Here is a 24585-nt window from a genome sequence, read left to right on the forward strand (position 1 = left end):
TCCCACATTGGTTTAGATCATTAGATCGTTCCCACGCTCTGCGTGGGAATGCCGCACTGGACGCTCTGCGTCCGCTTTTGAGGTCGTGACGCGGAGCGTCACAGGATGCGTTCCCACGCAGAGCGTGGGAACGATCGATCGGGGTTTTGGCCTTGGATCAGAACGCCGGCAGGATCGCGCCTTTGTACTTCTCGGCAATGAACGCTTTCACTTCCGGTGTGTGCAGGGCTGCAACCAGCTTCTTCACCGCGTCCGAATCCTTGTTGTCTTCGCGGGTCACCAGGATGTTCACGTAAGGCGAGTCGTTGCCTTCGATCACCAGTGCGTCCTTGGAGGGGTCCAGCTTGGCTTCCAGGGCGTAGTTGGTGTTGATCAGCGCCAGGTCAACCTGGGTCAGCACGCGCGGCAGGGTGGCGGCTTCCAGTTCGCGGAATTTCAGGCTTTTCGGATTTTCAGTGATGTCCTTGATGGTCGACAGGATATTGGTCGGATCCTTCAGGGTGATCAGGTTGTGCTTGGCCAGCAGCAACAGCGCACGGCCGCCATTGGTGGCGTCGTTCGGGATGACTACGTTGGCGCCGCTTGGCAGGTCTTCCAGCTTTTTGTACTTGCTGGAGTAGGCGCCCAGAGGTTCCAGGTGCACAGCGCCGACGCTCACCAGGTGAGTGCCCTTGGCTTTGTTGAATTCATCCAGGTACGGCTGGTGCTGGAAGAAGTTGGCGTCCAGGCGTTTTTCGGCAACCTGTACGTTTGGCTGGACGTAGTCGGTGAAGACTTTGACCTGCAAATCCACGCCTTCTTTAGCCAGGGCCGGCTTTACGAATTCGAGGATTTCAGCGTGGGGTACCGGGGACGCGGCCACGGTCAGAGTTTCGGCGGCGTGGGCGGAGAACGCGGCAACGGCGGCGAAAGCAACCAGTAGTTTTTTCATCCAACAAGCTCCTTGTTCGGGCATTGGCCGGCTACGCGCCGGCAATAGCCGTTATTTTCGAGAAAAGTGCACCACCAGCTTGTCGCCGACGGTTTGCAGAATTTGCACCAGGATCAACAGCAGCACCACGGTGACCACCATCACATCGGTCTGGAAGCGTTGATAACCGAAGCGGATCGCCAGGTCACCCAAGCCACCGGCACCCACCACACCGGCCATGGCCGTGTAGGAAACCAGTGTAATCGCCGTCACCGTAATCGCCGCGAAGATGCCGGGGCGGGCTTCGGGCAGCAAGGCGTTGGTGATGATCTGCCGGGTAGTGGCGCCCATGGCCTGGGTCGCTTCGATAATCCCGCGGTCCACTTCGCGCAACGCGGTTTCCACCAGGCGCGCAAAGAACGGCGTGGCGCCCACCACCAGCGGCGGAATCGCACCGGCAACCCCCAGCGAGGTGCCGGTGATCAGCACCGTGAACGGGATCATCACGATCAGCAGAATAATGAACGGCAGCGAACGCAGGATGTTCACGATCAGCGACAGCATCGCGTACAGGCCTTTTTGTTCGAACAGCTGGCGCGGGCTGCACAGGAACAGCAGCACCCCCAGCGGCAGGCCCAGCAACACGGTGAACAGCAGCGAGCCGAACAGCATGGTCATGGTGTCGCCGGTGGCCAGCAGGATTTCGGACCAGTCGATGTTCGAGAAAAAGCTCAAGAAGATTTCCATTAGCGCAGCACCTCCATGTGGACGTCTGCGGCGGTGAAGGCTGCAAAGGCGGCCTCCATGTCGCCACCGGTGACGGCGAGGGTCAGTTGCCCGTAGGGAATGTCTTTAATGCGGTCGATACGACCGGCAAGGATGCTGTAGTCCACACCCGTTTCACGGGCGACGGTACCCAGCAGCGGTGCGTAGGTCGCTTCGCCCTGGAACGTCAGGCGCACAATGCGGCCCGGCACGTGAGCGAAGTCATCACGCTGCTCGCCTTCGTCAACCTGCTCGGACTCTTGCACGAAACGCTTGGTGGTCGGGTGCTTGGGGTGCAGGAACACATCGGCGACGGTGCCTTGCTCGACGATCACGCCGGCGTCCATCACGGCCACGTGGTCGCAGACTCGACGGATCACGTCCATTTCATGGGTGATCAGCACGATGGTCAGCTTCAGCTCACGGTTGATCTCGGCCAGCAGTTGCAGCACCGAGGCGGTGGTCTGCGGGTCGAGGGCGCTGGTGGCTTCGTCGCACAGCAGAATCTTTGGCTTGGTGGCCAGGGCGCGGGCGATGCCGACGCGCTGCTTCTGGCCGCCGGACAGCTGCGCCGGGTACTTCTTGGCGTGGTCGGACAGGCCAACCCGGGCCAGCAGTTCGGCCACGCGCACGTCGATTTCCTTGCGGGAAAGTTCGCCCGCAAGCGTCAGCGGCAGCGCCACGTTGTCGGCGACGGTCTTGGAGGCCAGCAGGTTGAAGTGCTGGAAGATCATTCCGACCTGTTGCCGGAAACGGCGCAGGCCGTTGGCGTCGAGGGCGGTGACTTCTTCGTCATCGACCTTGATCTGGCCGCCGCTGGGTTCTTCCAGGCGATTGATCAGGCGCAGCAAAGTACTTTTTCCCGCACCGGAATGGCCGATCAGACCAAACACCTGGCCATTTTCGACGCGCAGGTTGGTGGAATGCAGTGCGGGGATATCCTTACCGGCGACCCGGTAGGTTTTATGGACGTTATGAAACTCGATCACGTAGCGAACCTTGTGGGGCGCATTAAAAAGGGATCAGCGGTTAGCCGGGCGCGCATTTTAGCCTGTCCGTATAGCGTTTCTTAGCATTTATTTCTCATCCGACCAGCGATTTGGCAATAACGCGATCAAAGGTCATAAAAAAGGAACGGTACAAAACCGTGTCAGTCACTACATAAGCAACTCGAAATTCCCAGGTGCCGTGCCTGGGGTTTTGCTCAAGAAGAGCCGGGGATCGCTCTGGCCTACGCAAACGAGGAGTTTTTGTCTGATGAGCACTAAAAAGCCAGTCACCCCGCCCAAGAGCGAACTTGCGGGTACCGACACTCTGGACCGTGGTAACACCAACGCCAAGCTGCAAAGCCTGGAAACATTTCGCTCTGACGCTACCGGCCAGGCGCTGCGTACCAACCAGGGCGTGAAGGTTTCCGACAACCAGAACAGTTTGAAGGTCGGCTCCCGTGGCCCTTCGCTGCTGGAAGACTTCATCATGCGTGAAAAAATCACGCACTTTGACCATGAGCGCATCCCGGAACGTATCGTTCACGCCCGGGGTACCGGTGCCCATGGTTATTTCCAGACCTATGAAAACCACTCGGCGCTGACCAAGGCCGGGTTCCTGCGTAACCCCGAACACAAAACCCCCGTATTTGCGCGTTTCTCTACGGTGCAGGGCCCTCGCGGCTCGGGTGATACCGTGCGTGACGTGCGTGGCTTTGCCGTGAAGTTCTTCACCGACGAGGGCAACTTCGACTTGGTGGGTAACAACATGCCGGTGTTTTTCATTCAGGACGCGATCAAGTTTCCTGACTTCGTGCATGCGGTAAAACCTGAGCCCCACAACGAGATTCCTACGGGCGGCTCGGCCCACGATACGTTCTGGGATTTTGTTTCGCTGCAGCCGGAGTCGGCGCACATGGTGATCTGGGCCATGTCTGACCGGGCCATTCCAAAAAGCTTGCGGACCATGCAGGGGTTTGGTGTACACACCTTCCGCCTGGTGAATGCCGAGGGCAAATCCAACTTCGTCAAATTCCACTGGCGGCCTACTGTCGGTACCTGTTCCCTGGTGTGGGACGAGGCGCAGAAGCTGGCGGGCAAAGACACCGACTTCCATCGTCGTGACCTGTGGGAATCCATCGAAAGTGGCGATTACCCGGAATGGGAATTGGGCGTGCAGATCATCGCCGAAGAAGACGAGCATAAGTTCGACTTCGACATTCTCGACCCGACCAAGCTGATCCCCGAAGAGCTGGTGCCGATCACGCCGCTGGGCAAGATGGTGCTCAATCGCAACCCGGACAACTACTTCGCCGAGACCGAGCAAGTGGCGTTCTGCCCGGGGCATATCGTGCCGGGTATCGACTTCTCCAATGACCCGCTGCTGCAGGGTCGGTTGTTTTCCTACACCGACACACAGATCAGCCGACTCGGCGGCCCGAACTTTCACGAGTTGCCGATCAACCGTCCGGTGGCGCCGTTCCATAACGGCCAGCGCGATGCCATGCACCGCACCACCATCGACAAGGGGCGCGCGTCCTACGAGCCGAACTCGATTGATGGTGGCTGGCCGAAAGAAACTCCGCCTGCGGCGCAGGACGGTGGCTTTGAGACCTATCCGGAGCGCATTGACGCCCATAAGATCCGTGAGCGCAGCGAGTCGTTCGGCGATCACTTCTCCCAGGCGCGCTTGTTTTTCCGCAGCATGAGCAAGCACGAGCAAGAGCACATCATCGCGGCTTATAGCTTCGAGCTGGGCAAGGTGGAGCGTGAATTCATCCGGGCCCGGCAGGTGAACGAGATCCTCGCCAACATCGACCTGGAGCTGGCCAAGCGCGTGGCGCAGAACCTGGGCTTGCCGGCGCCGAAGAAAGGCACCGTGCCGGAGCGCAAGACGTCTCCGGAACGTTCGCCAGCGTTGAGCCAGGCCAACTTGCTGTCGGGTGATATCAAGACTCGCAAGGTGGCGATTCTGGCCGCGAACGGCGTTGATGGCGCGGCGATTGCTGCCTTGAAGGCGGCGCTGGAAGCCGAGGGTGCGCACGCGAAGCTGCTCGGGCCGACATCGGCACCGGTGACGACGGCGGATGGCAAGAGCCTGCCGGTGGATGCGTCCATGGAAGGTTTGCCGTCGGTGGCGTTCGACGCGGTATTTGTGCCAGGTGGTGCGAAGTCGGTTCAGGCACTGAGTGGTGACGGCGTTGCGTTGCATTACCTGTTGGAGGCGTACAAGCACTTGAAAGCGATTGCCTTGGCCGGTGAGGCGAAGCAGTTGCTGGATGTGCTGAAGTTTGAGGCGGATGCGGGCTTGATTGTGGGCGGCGATGCGAAGGCGTTTAAGGCGTTCTTTGCGGCGATTGCCCAGCATCGGGTCTGGGATCGGGAGCCGAAGGCTAAAGCTGTTCCGGCTTAAGTCATTGGTTGATTGTTAGACCGCTTTCGCGAGCAAGCCCGCTCCCACATTTGACCGCATTCCAAAGTTGGAACTCGGTTAAATGTGGGAGCGGGCTTGCTCGCGAATGGCGTTATTCAGTCTTACGCGGAATCAGCACAACCTGCGCCGGAACCTTCTTCAGGATCTGCCGGTGAATCTTCAGGTCATACCCCGAGTCGATGCGCTTCACCCGTTTGGTCAGCAACGTGGCCAGCCATGGGTAATCTTCGGTGCGCGGTGCCTGGATGCTCACATCGCACTGGTAATTCACCACATCGGTGGCGATTTCATCCAGTTGATGGCGCAGCGCTTCAATATCGGTGAGGTTCAGCGCAACCGTGGTGCTTGGCGCTGCCGGGTCGATGACCTTGGCAGGCGGCTTGGCTTCAGCGGCTTTCAAGGCAGCCTCGGCTTTATCCAGTTCGACCTTGCGGGCGTGGGTAATCGCGCTGTTGACGCCGCCGGTCAGCGCTGGCGCTTTGGGCATCAACGCCCGGGCGCGGCTCAAGGCCGTGGCGGCTGCATTGACGTCACCTTTTTGCAGAACGATCTGGCTGCGCTGCAAATAGGCTTCGGCCAGTTGGCGCTGATAAGGCTCCAGCGCCGGGTCGTTGGGCGACTGGGCCTGCAAGGCGGCCAGCTCGTCTTCGGCGGTGGCCAGTTCACTGCTGGCGAGGTTTTGCTCCAGCTGTGCGATGGCCGCAGCACGTGCGTCCGGCGCTTGGGGGGCGGCGGGCGGGGTGCTTTGGCAGGCGCCCAGCAGCAAGGAAAATGCGGCAAGGAGCAGATAACGGGCGTTGAACAGCTTCATTCCTGCGACTCTCTAATTGCGCAAAAAGCGAGCAAGTCTACACCCCACGACGGGGCAGGACAAAACTCAGCAGAAACAGGGCGGCTGCCGTGACCACAATCGACGGGCCGGCCGGGGTGTCCTTGAACCATGACAGCGCCAGGCCACCGCACACCGCAAGCATCCCCAACAGGCTGGCGCCGACCGCCATTTGCTCCGGTGAGCGGGCGTGGCGCTGGGCCGCTGCCGCCGGGATGATCAGCAGTGATGTGATCAACAATACGCCGACAATCTTCATCGCGACAGCAATCACCACGGCGATCAGCAACATCAGGGTCATGCGCAGCGCCGCCACGGGCAAGCCTTCGACAGTGGCCAGTTCTTCGTGGACGGTGATCGCCAGCAGCGGGCGCCACAGCGTCACCAGCAACACGAGCACTGCCGCGCTGCCGCCGAGAATCCAGGCCAGGTCGGTGGGGCTGATTGCCAGCAGGTCGCCGAACAGATAGGCCATCAGGTCGATGCGCACTTCATGCATGAAGCTCAGGACTACCAGGCCCAAGGACAGCGTGCTCGGCGCCAGGATGCCCAATAACGTATCGGAAGCCAGCGGCTGGCGCTGTTGCAGGGTCACCAGCAGCACAGCCAGCAGCAGGCAGCCGACGGTGACGGCAATGGTTGGGCTCACATCCAGCAGAAAGCCCATGGCCACGCCCAGCAGCGCAGCGTGGGACAAGGTGTCGCCAAAATAGGCCATGCGCCGCCAGACCACGAACGAGCCCAGTGGGCCCGCCACCAGCGCCAGAGCCAAGCCTGCCAGCAGGGCGTAGAGCAGAAAATCAGCCATGCTTGCAGCTATCTCCATGAACGTGGGTATGGGATGCGGTGGAGTCATCGACTACAGCGCCATGCAGGTCATGGGCGTGGTCGTGATGGTGGTGGTAGATCGCGAGGCTTTGGGCGTTCTTGCCGAACAGCTCGACGAAAGCCGGATCGCCGCTGACCTGTTCCGGGTGGCCGGAGCAGCACACGTGGCGATTAAGGCACACCACCTGGTCGGTGGTGCTCATCACCAGGTGCAGGTCGTGGGAGACCATCAGAACGCCGCAGCCGTGGCGGTCCCGCAGGCGGGTGATCAGGCTGTACAACTCGGCCTGGCCGGCCACGTCGACACCTTGCACGGGTTCATCGAGTACCAGCAATTCCGGCTCGCGCAACAGGGCACGGGCCAGTAGCACGCGCTGCATTTCGCCGCCGGAGATGCTTTGCACCGGGCTGTCGATCACCTGTTCGGCGCCGACTTCCTTGAGCGCGGACTGCGCGCGGGCACGGTCAACACCGGGCACCAGGCGCAGGAAGCGCAGCACTGACAGGGGCAAGGTCGGGTCCACATGCAGCTTCTGCGGCATGTAGCCAACTCGCAGCTTCGGCTTACGCCACACACTGCCGCTGTCGGGCTTGAGCAGGCCGAGTACGGCGCGCACCAGCGTGGTCTTGCCGGCGCCGTTAGGGCCGATCAGCGTGACGATCTGCCCTGGCTCGACGCTCAGCGCGATGTTATCCAGCACGTTTTGCCCGGCGAACGTGACCCCGACCTGTTCCAGGCGGATTAACGCAGTGCTCATCAAGCCCCCTGGCAGCCCGAGCACACACCGACCACTTCGACGGTTTGCCCTTCGACCTTGAAGCCGACGTCGCCGGCGCTCTTGATGATGCTGTCGCTGATGCTTTTTTGCTCAAGTTCGATGGCGGCGTGGCACTCGCGGCAAATCAGGAACTGGCCCTGGTGCGCGTGTTCCGGGTGGTTGCAGCCGACAAAGGCGTTGAGCGACGAGATGCGGTGCACCAGGCCGTTGTCCAGCAGGAAGTCCAGCGCGCGGTACACGGTGGGCGGGGCGGCGCGGCGGCCGTCCTGCTCGCTGAGCACGCCGAGGATGTCGTAGGCACCCAGCGGCTTATGGCTTTGCCACACCAGCTCCAGCACCCGGCGACGCAGGGCGGTCAGGCGCAGCCCTTGGCGCGCGCACAGTGCGTCGGCCTCTGACAGCGCGGTGTGCACGCAGTGAGAGTGGTCATGGGGACGGCTGGCAAGCGGTGTTTTAGGCATGAGCGGCGACAGATATTTGTGAGAGACGTTATTATGTTACCTGTTCCTGCCTCCTTGAGTGGTCATCGTGTCCAGACTTTTTCCCGTTTTTGTCGTATTTGTCACCAGTTTGTTGATTGCCGGTGCCGCTCAGGCGGAGGTTCGGGTGCTGACCAGCATCAAACCCTTACAGCTGATTGCCGCTGCCGTGCAGGACGGCGTGGCGGTTCCCGAGGTCTTGCTGCCGCCGGGCGCATCGCCGCATAACTATGCGCTGCGTCCATCCGACGTACGGCGCGTGCAGTCGGTGGACCTGCTTTACTGGATCGGCCCGGACATGGAGAGCTTTCTGCCGCGTGTCCTGAAAGGCCGCAGCTTGCCGACGGTTGCCGTACAGGACCTTCCGGGGATGAAACTGCGCCGGTTCACCGAAGATAGCCACTCCCATGCTGAAGATGCCGACGAGCATGATCACGACCATCGTCCGGGCAGCCTGGATGCACATTTGTGGCTGTCGACGGTCAACGCCCGAGTGATCGCCAACCGCATGGCAGCGGACCTCAGCGCTGCTGACCCGGCTAACGCAGAGCGTTATCAGAGCAACGTGAAGGCCTTTGATGGCCGTATGGACGCCTTGGATGCGCGCTTGAAAGCGCGTATGGCGGATGTCGCCGGCAAGCCTTACTTCGTATTCCATGAGGCGTTCGATTACTTCGAAGATGCCTACGGCCTCAAGCACACTGGTGTGTTCAGCGTTGCCGCAGAAGTGCAGCCGGGCGCCCAGCACGTGGCGGCGATGCGCACGCGGTTGCAGGAAGTGGGCAAGACTTGTGTGTTCAGCGAACCGCCGCTGCGCCCTCGCCTGGCGGAAACGCTGGTGGCGGGTTTGCCGGTGAAGCTGGCGGAACTGGATGCGTTGGGCGGCTACACACCGGCGACGGCTCAGGGTTATGAGCAGGTGCTGGAGAAGCTGGGGAATGACCTGGCTGGGTGCCTGGAGTCGCTCTGACAGACGCCGCATAACCACTGTGGGAGCGGGCTTGCTCGCGAATGCGGTGGATCAGTCAGCGCATCTGGTGACTGAAACTCCGCATTCGCGAGCAAGCCCGCTCCCACATTTTTGACCGCGTACGATCTTTACAGCGCGAACGGCAGCGGGGTCTTGACCTGCTGGCGTTGCGCCAGGCGCACTTGAAACTCTCGCGGGTCGTGAATCAGCACGTCCTGCCCGGCGAACGATTCCGCCGCAATCAGGCGTGACAGCCAGAACCGCACACAGGCCACGCGCAACATCGTCGGCCACAGCTCCGCTTCCTTGGCGGTAAACGGTCGCAAGCCCGCATAAGCCCCCAACAATGCCCGCGCCCGTTGGCCGTCGATCACGCCGTCGGCGTCCGAGCACCAGTCATTCAGGGCGATCGCCACGTCGTACAGCATTGGCCCGGAGCAGGCGTTGTAGAAGTCGATCAGCCCGGTCAGGTGCGTGCCTTCGAACATCGCATTGTCGCGAAACAGGTCGGCGTGGATATTCGCCCGGGGCAGCGCGAGGATCTGCGCCTTATGCGCCTCGATCTCGTCCAGCGCGGCTTGCAGCAGGCGCTGTTGTTCTGTGTCGAGGTGCGAAATCAGTTGCGCGCCTTCGCTGAGCATCCAGTCCAGCCCGCGATCGGTCTTGCGTTCCAACACCTTCTCGCCTTGGGTGGCCAGGTGCAGGTGACCGAGCAATTCGCCCACTTGCACGCAATGCTGGGCGTTGGCGTCCTTGATGTGCTTGCCCGCGAGGCGCGGTTGCAGTAGCGCCGGTTTGCCCGCCAACTCGCGCAAGGCCACGCCGTCGGTGGTACGCAGGGCGTAAGGCACTGGCAAATCAGCGTCGTGGAGCACGTCCAGCAGTTCGATGAAGAACGGCATTTCCTGCACGGGGCCGCGCTCGACCAGGGTCAGGACAAATTCGCCCTGTTCCAGGCTGATGAAGAAATTGGTGTTTTCACTACCAGCGGCAATCCCCTGGAAATCAAGCAGGCGGCCGAGCCCGTAAGGGGCAAGAAAGGTTTCCAGCTCGGGCCGAGCCAGGGGGGTGAACACAGACATGGTTAAAACTGCCGTTACGGGCGCTGCGGGGAGCAGCGCCGATTAAAGTTAAGAAATCATTTCCATTCGAAGATCTTCCATGACGGGATCAGCATATCCGGCTGGTCAGAGCGGATGAAGTTCGCATCGGTTCCGTCCGCGCGCACCAGGAAGTAAGGCGGAAAGCCTTTCTGGGTCACCTTGATTGCGTACAGGAAGCCATTCTGGCGGTATTCCTGGATGGTCTTGTCGCCTTCCGTGCGAATGGTGACTTCCGGATCTGCCGAAGACGCTTCGTCGGCGGCCATGGCGGCCAGCGGAAGGAATGCAATCAAGCCGGTCAACAACAAGCGATTTACTGTACGCATGATAACCTTGTCCCTTTGTCGTCATTGGTCCGGCTATTCTAGCGCCTGACCCGCCGAAAAGGTTGATCCTGCTCATGAGCCAAGCCCCCCTCGTCCTGGTGGACGGTTCTTCTTACCTGTACCGCGCCTTTCACGCGCTGCCGCCGCTCACCACTTCCAAAGGCCTGCCTACCGGCGCGGTCAAGGGCGTGTTGAACATGCTCAAAAGCCTGCGCAGGCAATACCCGAACAGCCCGTTCGCGGTAGTGTTCGACGCCAAGGGCGGGACATTTCGCGATGAGCTGTACGCCGAATACAAGGCCAACCGCGCGAGCATGCCCGATGACATGCGCGTGCAGATCGAGCCGCTGCACCAGAGCGTGATCGCCCTGGGCTTCCCGCTGCTGTGCGTCGAAGGCGTTGAAGCGGACGACGTGATCGGCACCCTGGCCCGCAGCAGCGCGGCCGCCGACCGGCCGGTGGTGATTTCCACCGGTGACAAGGACATGGCGCAACTGGTGGACGGGCACATTACCTTGGTCAACACCATGACCGGTAGCGCCATGGATGTTGAGGGCGTGAAGGAGAAATTCGGTGTCGCTCCCGAGCAGATCATCGATTATCTGGCGTTGATGGGCGACTCGTCCGACAACATCCCGGGCGTTCCCGGCATTGGTCCAAAGACAGCGTCAGGCTTGCTGGTAGGCGTGAACGGCGGTTTGAAAGAGCTCTACGAGCAGCTCGATATCGTGCCGACCTTGCCGATTCGTGGTGCCAAGACGTTGGTTGCCAAACTCGAAGAGCATAAGGCGAGTGCGTTCCTGTCCTACGAGTTGGCGACGATCAAGATCGACGTGCCGCTGGATGTGGGCCTGGACGACTTGCACCTGATCGAGCCCGACCGCGAGAAGCTGCTGGAGTTGTACACGCTGCTGGAGTTCAAGAGCTGGATTGACGAGATTCAGCGCGATGCCAAGCGTGTTGAGCTGAGCGCCGCGCCATCGGCTGCAGTCGCGGAGGAAGCGATTGAAACAATCGCTACGGTTTCTGTAGAGCCGGTGTACGAAACCATCCTCACCCAGGCTCAGTTTGATGTCTGGCTAAAGAAGCTTAACGACGCCAAGCTGTTCGCCTTTGATACTGAAACCACCGGGATCGACGCCCAGAAAGCGCAACTCGTGGGTGTGTCGTTTGCCGTACAGGCCCATGAAGCGGCCTACATTCCGCTGACCCATTCCTACATCGGCGCGCCGGAACAGCTGGATCGGGACACCGTGCTGCTGGCCCTGAAGCCGTTGCTCGAAGACCCTGAAAAACTCAAGGTCGGCCAGCACGCCAAGTTCGACATGAACATCCTGGCCAACTGCGCCATCGGTGGCGACCCGGCACACGGCATCACCGTGCGCGGCATTGCCTTCGACACCATGCTTGAATCCTACGTGCTGAACTCCGTCGCGACCCGCCACGACATGGACAGCCTGGCGAAGAAGTACCTGGACTACGACACCGTCAGCTTCCAGGACATCGCCGGCAAAGGCGCCAAGCAGCTGACCTTTGACCAGATTGCCCTGGAGCAAGCCGGGCCTTACGCGGCGGAAGACGCTGATGTAACCCTGCGCCTGCACCAGGAACTGCATAAGCAACTGTCGGCCATTCCTACCTTGGCCAGCGTCGTGTCCGACATCGAGATGCCGCTGGTACCGGTCTTGGCGCGCATTGAGCGCCAGGGCGCCCTGGTGGATGCTGCCTTGCTGGGTATCCAGAGCATCGAGCTGGGCAACAAGATGGTCGACCTGGAGCGCCAGGCTTACGAGATCGCAGGCGAGGAATTCAATTTGGGCTCGCCCAAGCAGTTGGGCGCGATTCTCTACGAGAAGCTCGGGCTGCCAGTGCTGAAGAAGACCGGCAAAGGTCAGGCGTCTACGGCCGAGGAAGTCTTGGCCAAATTGGCTGAAGACGACTATCCGCTGCCAAAAGTGCTGATGCAGTACCGCAGCATGAGCAAACTGAAAAGCACTTACACCGACCGCCTGCCCGAGCAGATCAACCCGCGTACAGGGCGGGTTCACACGTCCTATCACCAGGCTGTAGCAGCTACCGGGCGCCTGTCTTCCAGCGATCCAAACCTGCAGAACATTCCGGTGCGTACCGCCGAAGGCCGGCGCATCCGCCAGGCGTTTGTCGCGCCCAAGGGCTACAAGCTGCTGGCGGCGGACTATTCGCAGATCGAGCTGCGCATCATGGCGCACTTGTCCAAGGACGAAGGGTTGCTGAATGCGTTCCGCGACGACCTGGACGTGCACACCGCCACGGCGGCCGAGGTGTTCAAGGTTGAGTTGGCTGAGGTCACGTCCAATCAGCGTCGCAGTGCCAAGGCGATCAACTTTGGCCTGATCTACGGCATGGGCGCCCAGAAGCTAGGCAAGGACATCGGCGTCGACACCAAGACCGCCAAGGCTTATATCGATGTGTATTTCGCCCGCTATCCGGGGGTTCGCGAGTACATGGACCGCACCCGTGCCCAGGCGGCTGATCAGGGCTATGTGGAAACCCTGTTCGGGCGTCGCCTGTACTTGCCGGAGATCAACTCCAACAAGCCCCAGGAGCGTGCTGGCGCCGAGCGTACGGCGATCAACGCGCCGATGCAGGGCACGGCGGCCGATATCATCAAGAAGGCCATGGTCAAGGTCGACAACTGGCTGACGGCCTCGGGCCTGGATGCCAAGGTCATCCTTCAGGTGCACGATGAATTGGTGCTGGAAGTGCGTGAGGATCTGGTGGCTGAAGTCAGCGCGAAGATTCGTGAGCACATGAGCGAGGCGGCGAAGCTGGATGTGCCGCTGGTGGTAGACGTCGGCGTGGGCGACAACTGGGACGAGGCGCACTAAGCCAGGGGCTTGGGCCGCGGCATCATGCCGCGGCAGCGCTTTAGATCGGAAAACGCGGCGAGTTATTTCCAATAGTTTTTTGAGCGTGCCGGAACTTAACCCGTGAATTGCTACTCAGAGTTACTGAATGGGTGGTGAAGCCCTTCAATGCTCCTATGTTGTGTTAAGTGTTGGCAGATATCTGGACCCCGCCCTAGCGGTCCGGAACTTGGACCCCGAACTTCCCCTCCCCATACGAAGTCCGGGGTTTTTTTTGCCCCGAGTTTTTACTCGGCGGCTTCCGAACCCTTGTCAGCCAGTTCCATCCAGCCTGCCAGCACAGTGTAGGCATCTTCCAGGCCCATGCGTTTTGGCGCCGAGAACAGCTGGATAGTCACCGCATCGCCCCAACCTTTACGGATTTCTGCCTGCACTTTGAGCAGGGTGTTTTTCGCTGCGCCGTAGGTCAATTTGTCGGCCTTGGTCAGCAGGACATGCATCGGCATGCCGCTGGCAACGGCCCAATCGAGCATCAACAGGTCGAAGTCGGTCATTGGATGACGGATGTCCATCATCAGAATCAAACCCTTCAAACTCTCCCGGCCACCCAGATACGCTTCGAGGTGACGCTGCCAGTGCAGCTTCAGCGGGATAGGTACTTTTGCATAACCGTAGCCCGGCAGGTCGACCAGACGCCGATCATCGTCTAGCTTGAAGAAGTTGAGGAGCTGTGTGCGCCCCGGGGTTTTCGAGGTGCGGGCCAGGCTGGCGTGGGTCAGGGTGTTCAGCGCGCTGGATTTGCCGGCGTTGGAACGGCCGGCGAATGCGACTTCGAAGCCTTCGTCATCGGGGCATTGGTCGACTTTGGCGGCGCTGAGCATGAAGGTGGACTGTTGGCACAGGCCGAGGATGGGATTCTTGAGTTGCATGAGTTTTCCGATGTGGGCGGTGCCGGGAATAGGTGCGGCAAGCGGTGTCGTTTCCGTTTCAGTAGCGCCAGTATATAATGCCGCAGATTTTGTGTGTGCTTTGTCCCAGCGAAGGATGAAGTGCACGGGAGCGATAGACCTTTATTGCGCATTAGAACGCAAAACGCTCTCAAACCCTGAAAAGGTCGATGTATGACCAGGTGGCTGCTAGCCGTCGGTGTCTTGATGCCACTTTACAGTGCTCAGGCTACACAGGAACCGGAGGCTGTGTACAACCGCTTTTGCGGGGCCTGCCATGCCGGACAGTTGCCTAACGCCCCGAAACGGGGTGACCAGGCAGCCTGGAAGCCAAGACTGGCTCAAGGTATGGACACGCTGGTGCAACACGTGACCCAGGGTTTCAAGGCGATGCCGCCGCGTGGTTTGTGCATGGACTGCAGTACCGAGGATTACCATGCCGTCATTCAGTTGATGGTGAGTGAACCCGGTCCATAACTCTTTAACCCTTAGCCGTAGTTGGATTAGCTGATGAACAAATTGATCGTGAGTCTGCTGTTGACCTTGGGCATCACCGGTGTTGCCCATGCCGCAGGCGACGCCGCTGCCGGCCAGGCGAAAGCCGCCGTATGTGGTGCTTGCCATGGACCGGACGGTAATAGCCCGGCGCCAAACTTTCCAAAACTGGCCGGCCAGGGTGAGCGTTACCTGACCAAGCAGATGCACGACATCAAGGACGGCAAGCGTACGGTCCTGGAAATGACCGGCTTGCTGACCAACCTCAGCGATCAGGACCTGGCGGATATCGCGGCGTATTTTGCCAGCCAGAAAGGCAGTGTGGGAGCTGCTGATCCGAAAATCGTGGCGCGCGGAGAGAAACTGTTCCGTGGTGGTGACCTGGAGAAAGGCCTTCCTGCCTGCACCGGCTGCCACTCGCCCAATGGCGCAGGCAATGCCGCCGCCGGCTTCCCGCACCTGAGTGGGCAGCACGCCCAGTACATCGCCAAGCAACTGACCGATTTCCGCAAGGAAGACGCTGGCCGGGTCAACGATGGTGATGCGATGACCATGCGTACCATCGCCCGCAAGCTGAGTGACGAAGACATCGCGGCCGTTTCCAGTTATATCCAGGGCCTGCACTAAGTGCCCCGGCTACGTTAACGCTCGATTAATCCGTCGATGCAAGCATAAAAAGGGTGGCCCAGGCCGCCCTTTTTTGTGGTCGGTGCCGTTACACTAACGAACTCATGCCCGCGTAGACCTGTCACAACAAAGGTCGCGTGAGGCGACTTTATTTGTCCAGGAGTAAAGCATGCGTAATCTGATCCTCAGCGCCGCTCTCGTCACTGCCAGCCTTTTCGGCATGACCGCACAAGCAGCCGACGTGCCGCTTGAAGCCGGTAAAACCTATGTCGAATTGACCAATCCTGTGCCGGTTTCCGTACCGGGCAAGATCGAAGTGGTGGAGCTGTTCTGGTATGGCTGCCCGCATTGCTACGCCTTTGAGCCAGTCATCAATCCGTGGGTCGAGAAGCTGCCTCAGGACGTGAACTTCAAACGTATTCCTGCCATGTTCGGCGGCCCATGGGATGCCCACGGTCAGCTGTTCCTGACCCTGGAAGCCATGGGCGTGGAGCACAAGGTCCACAACGCGGTATTCGACGCGATCCAGAAACAAGGCAAGCGCCTGACCAAGCCTGATGAAATGGCTGACTTCGTTGCCACCCAGGGTGTCGATAAAGACAAGTTCCTGGCCACCTTCAACTCCTTCGCTATCCAGGGCCAGATCAAACAGGCCAAGGAACTCGCCCAGAAATACGGCGTGCAAGGCGTACCAACCCTGATCGTCGACGGCAAATACCGTTTTGACATCGGCAGTGCCGGTGGCGAAAAGGAAGCGCTGAACGTGGCTGACCAGTTGATCGCCAAAGAGCGCGCAGCCAAGTAAGGGGCCTGTCATGCGTCGCTGGGGTACTGAACGTGTCGTTGGCCTGCATGACCCAAAGGTCAACGAGCACCACCTTGAATCCACGGGCCTGCCGGCAGACAGTCGGCTGCGCCTGCTCAGTTTCAATATCCAGGTGGGCATCAGCACCGAGAAATACCGGCACTACCTGACCCGTGGCTGGCAGCACCTGCTGCCCCACAATGGGCGTGCCGGTAATCTGCAGAAGATCGGCGACCTGCTGGGCGACTTCGACCTGGTAGCCCTGCAGGAGGCCGACGGTGGCAGCCTGCGCTCGGGCTACATCAACCAGGTCGAGCACCTTGCCCAGCTCGGTGCCTTTCCCTACTGGTATCAACAACTCAATCGCAACCTCGGCAAACTCGGCCAGCACAGCAATGGTGTGCTCAGCCGCCTGAAACCGTGGGCGATCGAGGACCACCCGTTACCCGGTCCAAAAGGCCGCGGGGCGATTCTCGTACGGTTCGGCGAAGGGCCGGAAGCGTTGGTCGTGGTGATGATGCACCTCGCGTTGGGGGCACGAACCCGCACCCTGCAGTTGGCCTACATCCGCGAGTTGATTGGCAACTACAAACACCAGGTGCTGATGGGAGACATGAACACCCACGCCAGCGACCTGCTGCAGAATTCCCCGTTGCGCGACCTTGGGTTGCTGGCGCCGCAAGTCGAAGCCACCTTTCCCAGCTGGCGACCGCAACGTTGTCTTGATCACATCCTGCTCAGCCCGACCCTGACACTCGAAAGTGTGCAGGTACTGGCGCAGCCCATCTCAGATCACCTGCCCGTCGCGGTAGAGATTCGTCTGCCGGGTTCGCTCACGGCTGATGCATTGCCCGCGTTGAGCCCCGGCCCTCGCGGACCCCTTGCATGAGCGACGACGCCCAGCGTTGGAAAGAAAAATACCTTAAAAGTGTCGAGCAACAAGAAAAGCTCGAGCGCCGCTGGGCCGCCCGCCTCGACCTGCTGCGCCGGGGGCTGGTACGCAGCACCCTGGCGGCAGAAGGGACCGACCGTGCGGTTGACCAATGCATGAAAGAAATGCGCGATGTAGTGCGCACCGACGACATGGACGCCGCCCTCGCCGCATTGTTGCCGCGCCTGGAAAAGGCTGTGCTGGATTCGGAGCAGCGCCGCGAAACCCGGGTTGACCAGATCGGCAGCGCGTTGACGGCCTTGGTCACCCAGTTGCAGAAATTGCCCTTGCCGCGTGAGGTGAGTCGCCCGCTGAAGGCGTTCGCCAAACAGCTGGATGGTCGGGTCGGCCAGGCGCGGGAGATCCCGCTGTTGCTGAGTGAACTGAGTGGCCTCCAGGGGCAGGCCTTGAGTAACCTGGAGCCGGAGGGCGAAACCAACCGTTCGAGCCCGGGGCTGTTGCAGCGCCTGTTTGGCGCCAAAGATGCCGCGGCCGAAGCCCCGGAGGTCGAGCTACCCGCGCCATCCCGTCCGGCTGTTCAGGCGCCAGCTGCGCTAAAGCCGGTGGATGGAGTTGAAGCGCCGGCGCAATCGGCGGAGCTGACCCAGGCGCTGCAGGCTTTTGCACCGCAGCCGAAGGTCACGGCCCCCGTCGAGTCGCCCCCTGAGCCCGTACCGCAAATAAAGCCTGTCGAGGTTGTCAGCGACGCAGCGCCAGTGGCACCCGCCGTCGTGGCCACAGCGCCCGTCATCGAAGCGCCCGCTGCGATTATCGATTCGTTTGAGCCCGAACAACCGGCTGAGCCGGAAGTTGAGCCAGCGCTCGAGAGTGCTCTTGCCGCCATGGTCGAGGCACCAGAGGTTCAAGCCCTTGAGCCGGAGCGCACGGAAATCGGCAGCCTCTCCTTGCCACCGGTCATGTCCGACGAGCCCGAAGAGTCGCCAGAGCTGAACCCCGACGAGCTGCAAGCGGATCAGACCTACGCCCTGCCCGACACCCCCGAGCCGTCTTACAGTTCGGTGGCCAAACACATTGAAGACACCCTGCTCGGCTTGCTGGAGGACCTGTCGCTGCCCGAGCGTCATAGGCCCCAGGCCGAAGCCATGCGTGAGCGCCTGGCTCACGGATTGAACTGGTATGAACTGCTGCCGATCCTCGATGACCTGGCGGTGTTGATGCTGGCGATCACCGACAGCGGCCAGCACGAGTTTGAAGCCTACCTCAAGCAACTCAACGAGCGTCTCGAGGCATTTCAGGGACATCTGCAGGTCGCCACCGACGGTCACGCCGACAGTCGCTCGGCCGCCAGAGAACTGGATACGCAGATCCGCGAACAGGTGGATGGTTTGCAAACCAGCGTCCAGGATGCCGCGGATCTGGACAGCCTCAAGCACGTGTTGGAGAGCCATCTCGAAGGGCTGCTGGGCACCATGGACCAACACCAGCACCAGCGTGACCAGCGCGAGCAGGAAGTGGCTGCACGCCTCAAAAGCCTCGCCGAACGAGTCGCCAATATGGAGCAAGAGGCTCAGGGCTACCGAGAGCATTTGGAGGTTCAGCGCCAAAAAGCCTTGATCGACCCGCTTACCGGCTTGCCCAACCGTGCCGCCTGGACCGAGCGCCTGGAGCAAGAGGTCAACGCCTGGCACCAGCACGGCAACAGCCTGTCATTGGCGATGCTGGACCTGGATCACTTCAAGCGCATCAATGACGGCTATGGCCATCTGGCAGGCGACAAGGTGCTGAAGATCATCGCCACGGTGCTGCGAAAACGCTTGCGGCCCAACGACTTCATCGCACGCTTTGGCGGTGAAGAGTTTGTGTTGCTGATGCCCAACTCATCACTCTCCGATGCCTTGGCCGTGGGTGAGACCCTGCGCGCAGCCATTGAAGCCTGCCCGTTTCACTTCAAGGGCGAGCCGGTGACCATCACGGTTTCCATGGGCATGGCGCAGTTTCAGCCGGCAGAGCGCAGTGACCTGGCGCTAAAACGCGCTGACGAGGCGCTTTACCGTGCCAAGGCTGCCGGACGCAACCAGGTGCAGGCGGCCTGAAAATGTTCCATTTTGTTTAAAACTTCGCATTTGGCCGCCTGGCAGCAAACGGTACGTTACACTGTTGCATTATCGTCTTAAGCGTATTGTCTGCTGCCATGAAATTTCTGTGCTCCGCTTTTCTGTTTCTCCTGCTCGCCGGCTGCGCGAGTGGCCCTCGTCTGGACACCAGCCATCCGTCGGTGAACCACGACAATCGTGTGCAGTTCGTCATCGTGCACTACACCTCGGCGTCCCTTGAGCGCTCCCTGGCGCTGCTGACCCATGGCCAGGTCAGCAGTCATTACCTGATCGGTGATGACGCCTCGGCCACCATCTACAAACTCGTGGATGAAAGCCAACGCGCCTGGCATGCCGGAGAAAGTGAATGGATGGGCCGCACCTGGCTCAACTCCAGTTCCATCGGGATCGAGATTGTGAACCCGGGCTATCGAGACCTGCCGACGGGCCGCGTCTGGTACCCGTACTCCGAAGCGCAGGTGCAGTCGCTGGTGGTGTTGCTCAAGGACATCAGCAAGCGCAACGGCATCGACCCGCGAAACATCATCGGTCATAGCGACATCGCCCCGCTGCGCAAGCTGGACCCGGGGCCGCTGTTCCCCTGGAAACGCCTGGCGGATGAAGGCCTGGGCATATGGCCGGACGCCAAGGCGGTTGCCCGTTACCAGGTGCAGTACGCAGCCGAGTTGCCGAGCATTACCTGGTTCCAGGAAGAGTTGGCGAAGCTGGGCTATCCGACGCCGCAGACGGGCGAGCTGGATGTGGCAACGCGGCATGTGGTGGCCGCGTTCCAGATGCATTTCCGGGCGTCGCTGTTTGACGGGACGCCGGATGCCGAGAGTGCCGCGATCCTGCGGGCGTTGAATCACCAATAACGGTTGGTGCGTGATCCTACAGGGGCAGCGCCATATAGAACTGCGTCCCCTGCCCTGGCCGTGAATAAACCCCCATCCGGCCACCGTGCAATTGCACGATCTCCTTGCACAGCGCCAGGCCCAGCCCGGCGCCGCCTTTCTTGCGGCCTACCTGCACAAACGGTTCGAAGATTCGTCCCTGCTGGCCGTAGGCAATGCCTTCACCGTTGTCCTCGACGCTGACAATCACCCGTTCGCCATGACGACGCGCCTGCAAACGGATCTGCCCACCGTCGGCCGTGTGCCGCAGGGCATTGCCTAAAAGGTTGTCGAGCACCCGCTCAAGCTGCGCTCGATCAGCATGCAACCTTGGCAGCGGGGATTGCTCCTCAACCAGCAGCTCGATGTTCTGCGCATTCGCCTGCTCCGCAAAACGCGCGCGGGCATGTTCCAGCAGGTCGCTGATATCGCACGGGCCGAGGGTAAGTTTCTGCAAGCCATTCTGATAGCGCGAGAAGTTGAGCAAGTCGTTGATCAACTGCATCAGGCGCTGCATTTCCTCATTGACCGTATCCAGCAGGTCCGCTTCGCGGGATTCCGCAGGAAACTTCGCCCGTTCCCGGAACAATCCGAATGCCATGTGCATGCCCGTGACTGGCGTGCGTAATTCATGAGACGCGCGCAACACGAACTCACTGCGCACCCGTTCAAAGGCGCGTTGTTCGGTAACGTCATGCAGCACCATCACCGCGCCCAGAATGTGCCCCTGTGTATGGCTCACCGGCGTCAGGCTGTACGTCAGCAGGCGCAGCTCACCCTCAACCTCCACTTCCAGGTCTTCGGGTGCGCGTTCGAGGTTGCCGCCGCGCAGAACCAGATGCAGCTGTTCATCCAGTTCGGGGCGCACCAGTGCTTCGCCAAGGCCTTGGCCCAGGCGGTTTTCGTCCCAGCCCAGTTGGCGCTGCGCCACCGGGTTAAGGTGTTCCAGGCGACCTTGGCGGTCGATCATCAGCAGGCCGTCGTCGATGCTGTCGAGCACCGCTTGCAGGCGTTGCTGCCCGGCGAGCAGCTCGTCGACATTGGTTGCCTGATGCTGGCGCAACGCCTCGGCCATGATGCCGAAGCGTCGGGTCAGCAAGTTCATCTCGGCGGCTGACGAAATGGGCAGCGTGACTTCGAAGTTGCCCTGGCCGATCTTGTCGGCGGCCTTGGCCAGCGCTTCGATCGGCCCGCCAAAGCGCCGGGCGATCCCGTGGGCGGTGACGAAGCCAATGATCAGCACCGCCAGCCCGACCAGACCCAGCAAGCCGGCGATCAACAGCGCGCGCTCACGGGACTTGTGTTCGGTGTCGTTGATGTTATCCAGGGCCTTCTTGTGCTCGGCGATGAGGCCGTTGCGCAAGATGTTGAAACGCTTGGTCAACTCGTCGTTGTTACGCAACTGCGCCGGAGCATTCTCCTTTTGATCGAATGCCTCGAGAAAGCTCAGGTAATCGGTCTTGGCCTGGGTGAAACCGCTGGTTGCCGCATCCTTTTTTTCGTGTTCGATGCCTTGCTGCAGCAGCGCGAAATAACGTTGCTTGGAATCTTCCAGCGCAGCGGTATTTGGTTGCTCGTTGAGCATGATCATGAGCTGGTCGCCGAGGGTCTGCCGCAGCTTGAGGCCCAGGTCCAGGGTGATGAAGTTGCTGCGAATCAGCGATTCCTGGGTCTTGGCCATTTGCATGACACTCACCAGGCCCAGCAGCAATCCCAGCAGGGCAACGGTGATCAGCGCGGAGATGCTCAGGAACAGCCGAGTGCGCAGCTTCATCGCAAGCTTCATAGGGTACAGCTCACAGGTTGTATTGTTTGCGTTTGCGGTACAGCGTTGACGCATCAATGCCGAGGGTTCGTGCCGCCTGGTCCAGGGTGTCACTGGTGGCCAGCACGGCGCCGATATGGGCCTTCTCCAGTTCATCCAGGCTCAACGCCGCACCAATACGCGGGGCGTTGTTGGTTGGCTGTTCGGCCATGCCGAGGTGGCTGATCTCAACCTTTTCCTGTGGGCAGATGATGCTCGCGCGCTCCACCACGTTGCGCAGCTCACGAATGTTCCCCGGCCAGCGGTAGTTGAGCAGCGCCTCGCGGGCTTCGTCGCTGAATCCGCGGGCCGGCCGCGCATATTCCTTCACGAAGCGCGCCAGGAAGCGGTCGGCCAGGGTCAGGATATCTTCGCTGCGTTCGCGCAGGGGCGGCAGGTGCAAGGTGATTACATTGAGGCGATACAGCAGGTCTTCGCGGAAACGGCCGTCGCGGACCATGTCTTCCAGGTTCAGGTTGGTAGCGGCGAGAATTCGCACGTCGGCGCGACGAGTCACCGGGTCGCCGACGCGCTCGTATTCCTTGTCCTGAATAAAACGCAGCAACTTGGGTTGCAAGGTCAAAGGAAAGTCGCCGATCTCGTCGAGAAACAGCGTACCGCCATCTGCCTGGTTGACGCGGCCCAGGGTGCTTTCACTGGCGCCCGTAAACGCACCACGGCTATGGCCGAACAGCTCGCTTTCCATCAGCTCCGCCGTCAGCGACGGGCAGTTGATGGTGACGCAGGATTTTTTCGCCCGCTTGCTCCAACCGTGTATCGCTCGGGCCAGCTCACCTTTACCGGTGCCGGACTCGCCGAGAATCAGGATGTTGGCATCAGTGCCTGCCACTTGGCGTGCGGTTTCCAGCACCACCATCATTGCCGGGCTGTGTGAGTCCAGACCGTCCTTGGGCTGGCGCACTGCGCCTTCCAGGGCTTCCAGGCGCGCCGAGAGCTGGCGTACTTCCAACTGTTTGGCCGTGGCCAGACGCAATTGGTCGGGGCTGCAAGGTTTAACCAGGTAGTCGGCCGCGCCGGCCTGGATCGCATCTACTGCAGTGTCGACAGCCGAATGGGCGGTGACGATCACCACCCGCATCCATGGCGCCTGGACGCGCATTTGCGCCAATACGTCGAGGCCGTTGTCTTCGCCCAAGCGCAGGTCAAGGAAGCACAGGTCAAACACCTGGCGTTGCAACAGGGCATCGGCTTGGGCGGCGCTGTTGGCGGTGGCTACGGTGTAGCCTTCATCTTCCAGGCAGTATCGGAAGGTGCGAAGGATCGCGGATTCGTCATCCACTAAAAGAATGCGGCCTTGAAGTTCCTTGGCTGATTCCATCTGTCCCGCGCTCCCACTAAAAATGAATGATGTTGTTTAGTCCCGGAATAATCGGGCAAGTTGCATGGTTTATTCTGATTGATTAAAGCCGTCATCGCGCAGCTATCTGCGCTTCTTCTTACAGAGACGCCGATTCATGGCGTTTTTACCTCCCTGTAGCCACTTCGGCAGTCGAACGTTGCTCTCCTATCCCCTGATCCGACCAGTGACCATCGTGCATTTCGCACGGTAAGGATAGGGGCATCGTGCAGGATGCTCGTGGTGTCAAAGCGCTTTTGTTTTTAACTATTTGATTTTGTTGAGTTTTATTTTGTTAAAAAACTGGCACGCAGGCTGCAATACACCTCATACGAGCGTCACCAACGAATAATCAGATCAGAATGCGGGAGAGACACAGCATGACTCGCCAAAGCCTCACTCAACTGCGTGTATCGCCACTGCGTCTGCAACAGGGGCTGTTTGCCAGCCTGGCCCTGTTGGTGACTTTGATCGGCGGTCAGCAATTGGCGCATTGGCAGCAGAGTCACCAGCAAGTCGCGCATTTTGAACGTCCCATGATGACCCAGACCCATTTCCGTTCCGTCGGCAGCACCACCGCCGACGTGACAACCCCGCAACTGACGGCGGTTGAACAAGACTCCACCCTCGGCGACCTGCCTTATCAGGAACGCTGGGTGTTCTAGGCAATACACGGTCCTTGAATCAAGCGATCGCACGCATCACCGCTGTTACCCCTAAAAGAAGCGTAAGGAGAATCACCATGTTGAGTTGGGCAATCACATTTCTGATCATCGCCATTGTGGCTGCAGTCCTGGGCTTCGGTGGTATCGCGGGCACCGCCACGGGTATCGCCAAGATTCTGTTTGTGGTCTTCCTGGTGATGTTCATCGCTTCCTTCTTCTTTGGCCGTCGTGGCCGAGGCTAAGCATGTTCAATTCGTCCCTTAAAGCCCTGACTGCCGCCCTGTTATTGGGCGGCAGTGGCCTGGCGCTGGCTGCCAATGACGGCCAGACTCGGGCCAACGAACTGCTGAGCGCGGATCCGCAATACCGCGAAACCTGGCAGAGCGTGGTCAAGAAGGAAGAGCGCCTGCCGGAATGGGTGATGAACCTGTCGGGCAGCGCTGAACAAATGAATGCCGTTGAAGAGGACGGTGACAAGTACTTGGTAGGGCCGCTGTGTGAAACCGCAGATACGTGCCTTAACAAGCGCCTGATCGTCGCTTTCAGCTTCGACAAAGAAGATGCGTACGCCATGTTGGTGGAAGTTCCTGCGGGCTTGCCTGCAGACAAATCGCCAACGCGGCACGCCGACTACCGCTTTCTTGGCAAGCCTGATGAAGGCATGCAGAAGCTGTTGATGGAACAGCTCAAGAAAGATCCGAATTGGTACTAGGTTCGGTCTGACGACCCTGTCGTCTATCGGCCTATCGTCC

Annotated in this window: 24 protein-coding genes; 12 read left to right on the top strand and 12 right to left on the bottom strand. The window is 60.4% G+C overall.

Going from position 1 to position 24585, the window contains the following annotated elements:
* Nucleotides 1-157 precede the first annotated feature (157 nt).
* From NVB75_RS20400 to NVB75_RS20410, 3 genes are read right to left on the bottom strand one after another with little or no spacing between them, the layout of a single operon-like run.
* Nucleotides 158-931 carry a MetQ/NlpA family ABC transporter substrate-binding protein gene (locus NVB75_RS20400; protein ID WP_258343011.1) on the bottom strand — a complete coding sequence of 258 codons (774 nt, stop codon included), beginning with the start codon at nt 929-931 and terminating at the stop codon, nt 158-160.
* A 51-nt stretch (nt 932-982) separates the two neighbouring features.
* Nucleotides 983-1657 (bottom strand): methionine ABC transporter permease, encoded by a 675-nt coding sequence (locus NVB75_RS20405; protein WP_063033708.1) that lies wholly within the window; start codon nt 1655-1657, stop codon nt 983-985.
* Nucleotides 1657-2664: a methionine ABC transporter ATP-binding protein gene (locus NVB75_RS20410; RefSeq protein WP_076013316.1), complete on the bottom strand. Its 1008-nt coding sequence runs from the start codon at nt 2662-2664 to the stop codon at nt 1657-1659. Before NVB75_RS20410 ends, NVB75_RS20405 begins: the two co-directional genes overlap by 1 nt.
* 268 nt (nt 2665-2932) lie before the next feature.
* On the opposite strand from NVB75_RS20410, the gene katE reads away from it, so the two are divergent.
* Nucleotides 2933-5074 carry a catalase HPII gene (katE, locus tag NVB75_RS20415; RefSeq protein WP_258343012.1) on the top strand — a complete coding sequence of 714 codons (2142 nt, stop codon included), beginning with the start codon at nt 2933-2935 and terminating at the stop codon, nt 5072-5074.
* Nucleotides 5075-5186: 112 nt separating this feature from the next.
* On the opposite strand, the gene NVB75_RS20420 is transcribed toward katE, so the two are convergent.
* Genes NVB75_RS20420 through zur form a run of 4 tightly spaced genes read right to left on the bottom strand, consistent with a single transcriptional unit; the run spans nt 5187 to nt 7992 of the window.
* Entirely contained in the window at nt 5187-5906 is a 720-nt protein-coding gene (locus NVB75_RS20420) for a PA5502 family lipoprotein (protein WP_258343013.1), read from the bottom strand.
* 37 nt (nt 5907-5943) lie between these two features.
* Nucleotides 5944-6732 carry a zinc ABC transporter permease subunit ZnuB gene (znuB, locus tag NVB75_RS20425; protein WP_010168631.1) on the bottom strand — a complete coding sequence of 263 codons (789 nt, stop codon included), beginning with the start codon at nt 6730-6732 and terminating at the stop codon, nt 5944-5946.
* Nucleotides 6725-7510 (bottom strand): zinc ABC transporter ATP-binding protein ZnuC, encoded by a 786-nt coding sequence (gene znuC, locus NVB75_RS20430; protein ID WP_003214821.1) that lies wholly within the window; start codon nt 7508-7510, stop codon nt 6725-6727. The genes znuB and znuC overlap by 8 nt, the downstream gene beginning before the upstream one ends.
* A complete protein-coding gene (zur, locus tag NVB75_RS20435; protein WP_026078035.1) occupies nt 7510-7992 on the bottom strand; it encodes a zinc uptake transcriptional repressor Zur in 483 nt (160 codons plus the stop codon). Before zur ends, znuC begins: the two co-directional genes overlap by 1 nt.
* 58 nt (nt 7993-8050) lie before the next feature.
* On the opposite strand from zur, the gene NVB75_RS20440 reads away from it, so the two are divergent.
* On the top strand, nt 8051-8980 hold the full coding sequence (locus NVB75_RS20440) for a zinc ABC transporter substrate-binding protein (protein WP_258343015.1): 930 nt from the start codon (nt 8051-8053) through the stop codon (nt 8978-8980).
* A gap of 128 nt (nt 8981-9108) precedes the next feature.
* Here NVB75_RS20440 and NVB75_RS20445 read toward each other — a convergent pair whose 3' ends face one another.
* Nucleotides 9109-10062, bottom strand: a complete 954-nt coding sequence (locus tag NVB75_RS20445; RefSeq protein ID WP_258343017.1) for a homoserine kinase — start codon at nt 10060-10062, stop codon at nt 9109-9111.
* Nucleotides 10063-10118: 56 nt separating this feature from the next.
* Nucleotides 10119-10409, bottom strand: a complete 291-nt coding sequence (locus tag NVB75_RS20450; protein WP_258343019.1) for a DUF2782 domain-containing protein — start codon at nt 10407-10409, stop codon at nt 10119-10121.
* 74 nt (nt 10410-10483) lie between these two features.
* Between NVB75_RS20450 and polA the strand changes: the two genes are divergently transcribed.
* A complete protein-coding gene (gene polA, locus NVB75_RS20455; RefSeq protein ID WP_258343021.1) occupies nt 10484-13276 on the top strand; it encodes a DNA polymerase I in 2793 nt (930 codons plus the stop codon).
* A gap of 266 nt (nt 13277-13542) precedes the next feature.
* Here polA and yihA read toward each other — a convergent pair whose 3' ends face one another.
* Nucleotides 13543-14184 carry a ribosome biogenesis GTP-binding protein YihA/YsxC gene (gene yihA / locus NVB75_RS20460; protein ID WP_003214811.1) on the bottom strand — a complete coding sequence of 214 codons (642 nt, stop codon included), beginning with the start codon at nt 14182-14184 and terminating at the stop codon, nt 13543-13545.
* 192 nt (nt 14185-14376) lie between these two features.
* Here yihA and NVB75_RS20465 point away from each other — a divergent pair, with 192 nt between their 5' ends.
* The 6 genes from NVB75_RS20465 to NVB75_RS20490 all read left to right on the top strand — a co-directional run bounded on the left by NVB75_RS20465 (nt 14377) and on the right by NVB75_RS20490 (nt 19989).
* On the top strand, nt 14377-14679 hold the full coding sequence (locus NVB75_RS20465) for a cytochrome c5 family protein (protein WP_258343022.1): 303 nt from the start codon (nt 14377-14379) through the stop codon (nt 14677-14679).
* Nucleotides 14680-14712: 33 nt separating this feature from the next.
* Nucleotides 14713-15324, top strand: a complete 612-nt coding sequence (locus NVB75_RS20470; protein WP_258343023.1) for a cytochrome c — start codon at nt 14713-14715, stop codon at nt 15322-15324.
* Between the two features lie 169 nt (nt 15325-15493).
* On the top strand, nt 15494-16129 hold the full coding sequence (dsbA, locus tag NVB75_RS20475; RefSeq protein WP_258343024.1) for a thiol:disulfide interchange protein DsbA: 636 nt from the start codon (nt 15494-15496) through the stop codon (nt 16127-16129).
* 10 nt (nt 16130-16139) lie between these two features.
* Nucleotides 16140-17018 carry an endonuclease/exonuclease/phosphatase family protein gene (locus tag NVB75_RS20480; protein WP_003214803.1) on the top strand — a complete coding sequence of 293 codons (879 nt, stop codon included), beginning with the start codon at nt 16140-16142 and terminating at the stop codon, nt 17016-17018.
* Complete coding sequence (locus NVB75_RS20485) at nt 17015-19114, top strand: diguanylate cyclase (RefSeq protein ID WP_258343025.1); 2100 nt, start codon at nt 17015-17017, stop codon at nt 19112-19114. Before NVB75_RS20480 ends, NVB75_RS20485 begins: the two co-directional genes overlap by 4 nt.
* 98 nt (nt 19115-19212) lie before the next feature.
* Nucleotides 19213-19989, top strand: coding sequence for an N-acetylmuramoyl-L-alanine amidase (locus NVB75_RS20490; RefSeq protein WP_258343026.1), 777 nt, complete (start codon nt 19213-19215; stop codon nt 19987-19989).
* Between the two features lie 16 nt (nt 19990-20005).
* Here the strand turns inward: NVB75_RS20490 and NVB75_RS20495 are convergent, their stop codons facing one another.
* Together NVB75_RS20495 and algB are read right to left on the bottom strand one after the other, a co-directional pair.
* Complete coding sequence (locus NVB75_RS20495; RefSeq protein ID WP_258343027.1) at nt 20006-21793, bottom strand: KinB sensor domain-containing domain; 1788 nt, start codon at nt 21791-21793, stop codon at nt 20006-20008.
* Nucleotides 21794-21803: 10 nt separating this feature from the next.
* The gene (gene algB, locus NVB75_RS20500; protein ID WP_258343028.1) at nt 21804-23150 is read right to left on the bottom strand and encodes a sigma-54-dependent response regulator transcription factor AlgB; all 1347 of its coding nucleotides are present in this window, start codon (nt 23148-23150) and stop codon (nt 21804-21806) included.
* A gap of 398 nt (nt 23151-23548) precedes the next feature.
* Here algB and NVB75_RS20505 point away from each other — a divergent pair, with 398 nt between their 5' ends.
* From NVB75_RS20505 to NVB75_RS20515, 3 genes are all read left to right on the top strand, one after another.
* Entirely contained in the window at nt 23549-23833 is a 285-nt protein-coding gene (locus NVB75_RS20505) for a hypothetical protein (protein WP_258343029.1), read from the top strand.
* A gap of 77 nt (nt 23834-23910) precedes the next feature.
* Complete coding sequence (locus NVB75_RS20510; RefSeq protein ID WP_003170804.1) at nt 23911-24075, top strand: DUF1328 domain-containing protein; 165 nt, start codon at nt 23911-23913, stop codon at nt 24073-24075.
* A 2-nt stretch (nt 24076-24077) separates the two neighbouring features.
* Nucleotides 24078-24545, top strand: a complete 468-nt coding sequence (locus tag NVB75_RS20515; RefSeq protein ID WP_258343031.1) for an inhibitor of vertebrate lysozyme family protein — start codon at nt 24078-24080, stop codon at nt 24543-24545.
* The last annotated feature ends 40 nt before the right edge of the window (nt 24546-24585 follow it).

This window comes from Pseudomonas sp. CBS, assembly GCF_024734645.1.
Classification (GTDB): domain Bacteria; phylum Pseudomonadota; class Gammaproteobacteria; order Pseudomonadales; family Pseudomonadaceae; genus Aquipseudomonas.

Bases quoted from the DNA above. Each gene is read 5' to 3' on its own strand.
- yihA (WP_003214811.1), bottom strand. From the start codon at position 14,184: ATGCAACTCAAGAATCCCATCCTCGGCCTGTGCCAACAGTCCACCTTC.
- NVB75_RS20495 (WP_258343027.1), bottom strand. From the start codon at position 21,793: ATGAAGCTTGCGATGAAGCTGCGCACTCGGCTGTTCCTGAGCATCTCC.
- NVB75_RS20400 (WP_258343011.1), bottom strand. From the start codon at position 931: ATGAAAAAACTACTGGTTGCTTTCGCCGCCGTTGCCGCGTTCTCCGCC.
- znuC (WP_003214821.1), bottom strand. From the start codon at position 7,510: ATGAGCACTGCGTTAATCCGCCTGGAACAGGTCGGGGTCACGTTCGCC.
- znuB (WP_010168631.1), bottom strand. From the start codon at position 6,732: ATGGCTGATTTTCTGCTCTACGCCCTGCTGGCAGGCTTGGCTCTGGCG.
- NVB75_RS20510 (WP_003170804.1), top strand. From the start codon at position 23,911: ATGTTGAGTTGGGCAATCACATTTCTGATCATCGCCATTGTGGCTGCA.
- NVB75_RS20405 (WP_063033708.1), bottom strand. From the start codon at position 1,657: ATGGAAATCTTCTTGAGCTTTTTCTCGAACATCGACTGGTCCGAAATC.
- NVB75_RS20470 (WP_258343023.1), top strand. From the start codon at position 14,713: ATGAACAAATTGATCGTGAGTCTGCTGTTGACCTTGGGCATCACCGGT.
- NVB75_RS20450 (WP_258343019.1), bottom strand. From the start codon at position 10,409: ATGCGTACAGTAAATCGCTTGTTGTTGACCGGCTTGATTGCATTCCTT.
- NVB75_RS20515 (WP_258343031.1), top strand. From the start codon at position 24,078: ATGTTCAATTCGTCCCTTAAAGCCCTGACTGCCGCCCTGTTATTGGGC.
- katE (WP_258343012.1), top strand. From the start codon at position 2,933: ATGAGCACTAAAAAGCCAGTCACCCCGCCCAAGAGCGAACTTGCGGGT.
- NVB75_RS20490 (WP_258343026.1), top strand. From the start codon at position 19,213: ATGAAATTTCTGTGCTCCGCTTTTCTGTTTCTCCTGCTCGCCGGCTGC.
- NVB75_RS20480 (WP_003214803.1), top strand. From the start codon at position 16,140: ATGCGTCGCTGGGGTACTGAACGTGTCGTTGGCCTGCATGACCCAAAG.
- NVB75_RS20485 (WP_258343025.1), top strand. From the start codon at position 17,015: ATGAGCGACGACGCCCAGCGTTGGAAAGAAAAATACCTTAAAAGTGTC.
- NVB75_RS20505 (WP_258343029.1), top strand. From the start codon at position 23,549: ATGACTCGCCAAAGCCTCACTCAACTGCGTGTATCGCCACTGCGTCTG.
- NVB75_RS20445 (WP_258343017.1), bottom strand. From the start codon at position 10,062: ATGTCTGTGTTCACCCCCCTGGCTCGGCCCGAGCTGGAAACCTTTCTT.
- polA (WP_258343021.1), top strand. From the start codon at position 10,484: ATGAGCCAAGCCCCCCTCGTCCTGGTGGACGGTTCTTCTTACCTGTAC.
- NVB75_RS20420 (WP_258343013.1), bottom strand. From the start codon at position 5,906: ATGAAGCTGTTCAACGCCCGTTATCTGCTCCTTGCCGCATTTTCCTTG.
- NVB75_RS20465 (WP_258343022.1), top strand. From the start codon at position 14,377: ATGACCAGGTGGCTGCTAGCCGTCGGTGTCTTGATGCCACTTTACAGT.
- zur (WP_026078035.1), bottom strand. From the start codon at position 7,992: ATGCCTAAAACACCGCTTGCCAGCCGTCCCCATGACCACTCTCACTGC.
- algB (WP_258343028.1), bottom strand. From the start codon at position 23,150: ATGGAATCAGCCAAGGAACTTCAAGGCCGCATTCTTTTAGTGGATGAC.
- dsbA (WP_258343024.1), top strand. From the start codon at position 15,494: ATGCGTAATCTGATCCTCAGCGCCGCTCTCGTCACTGCCAGCCTTTTC.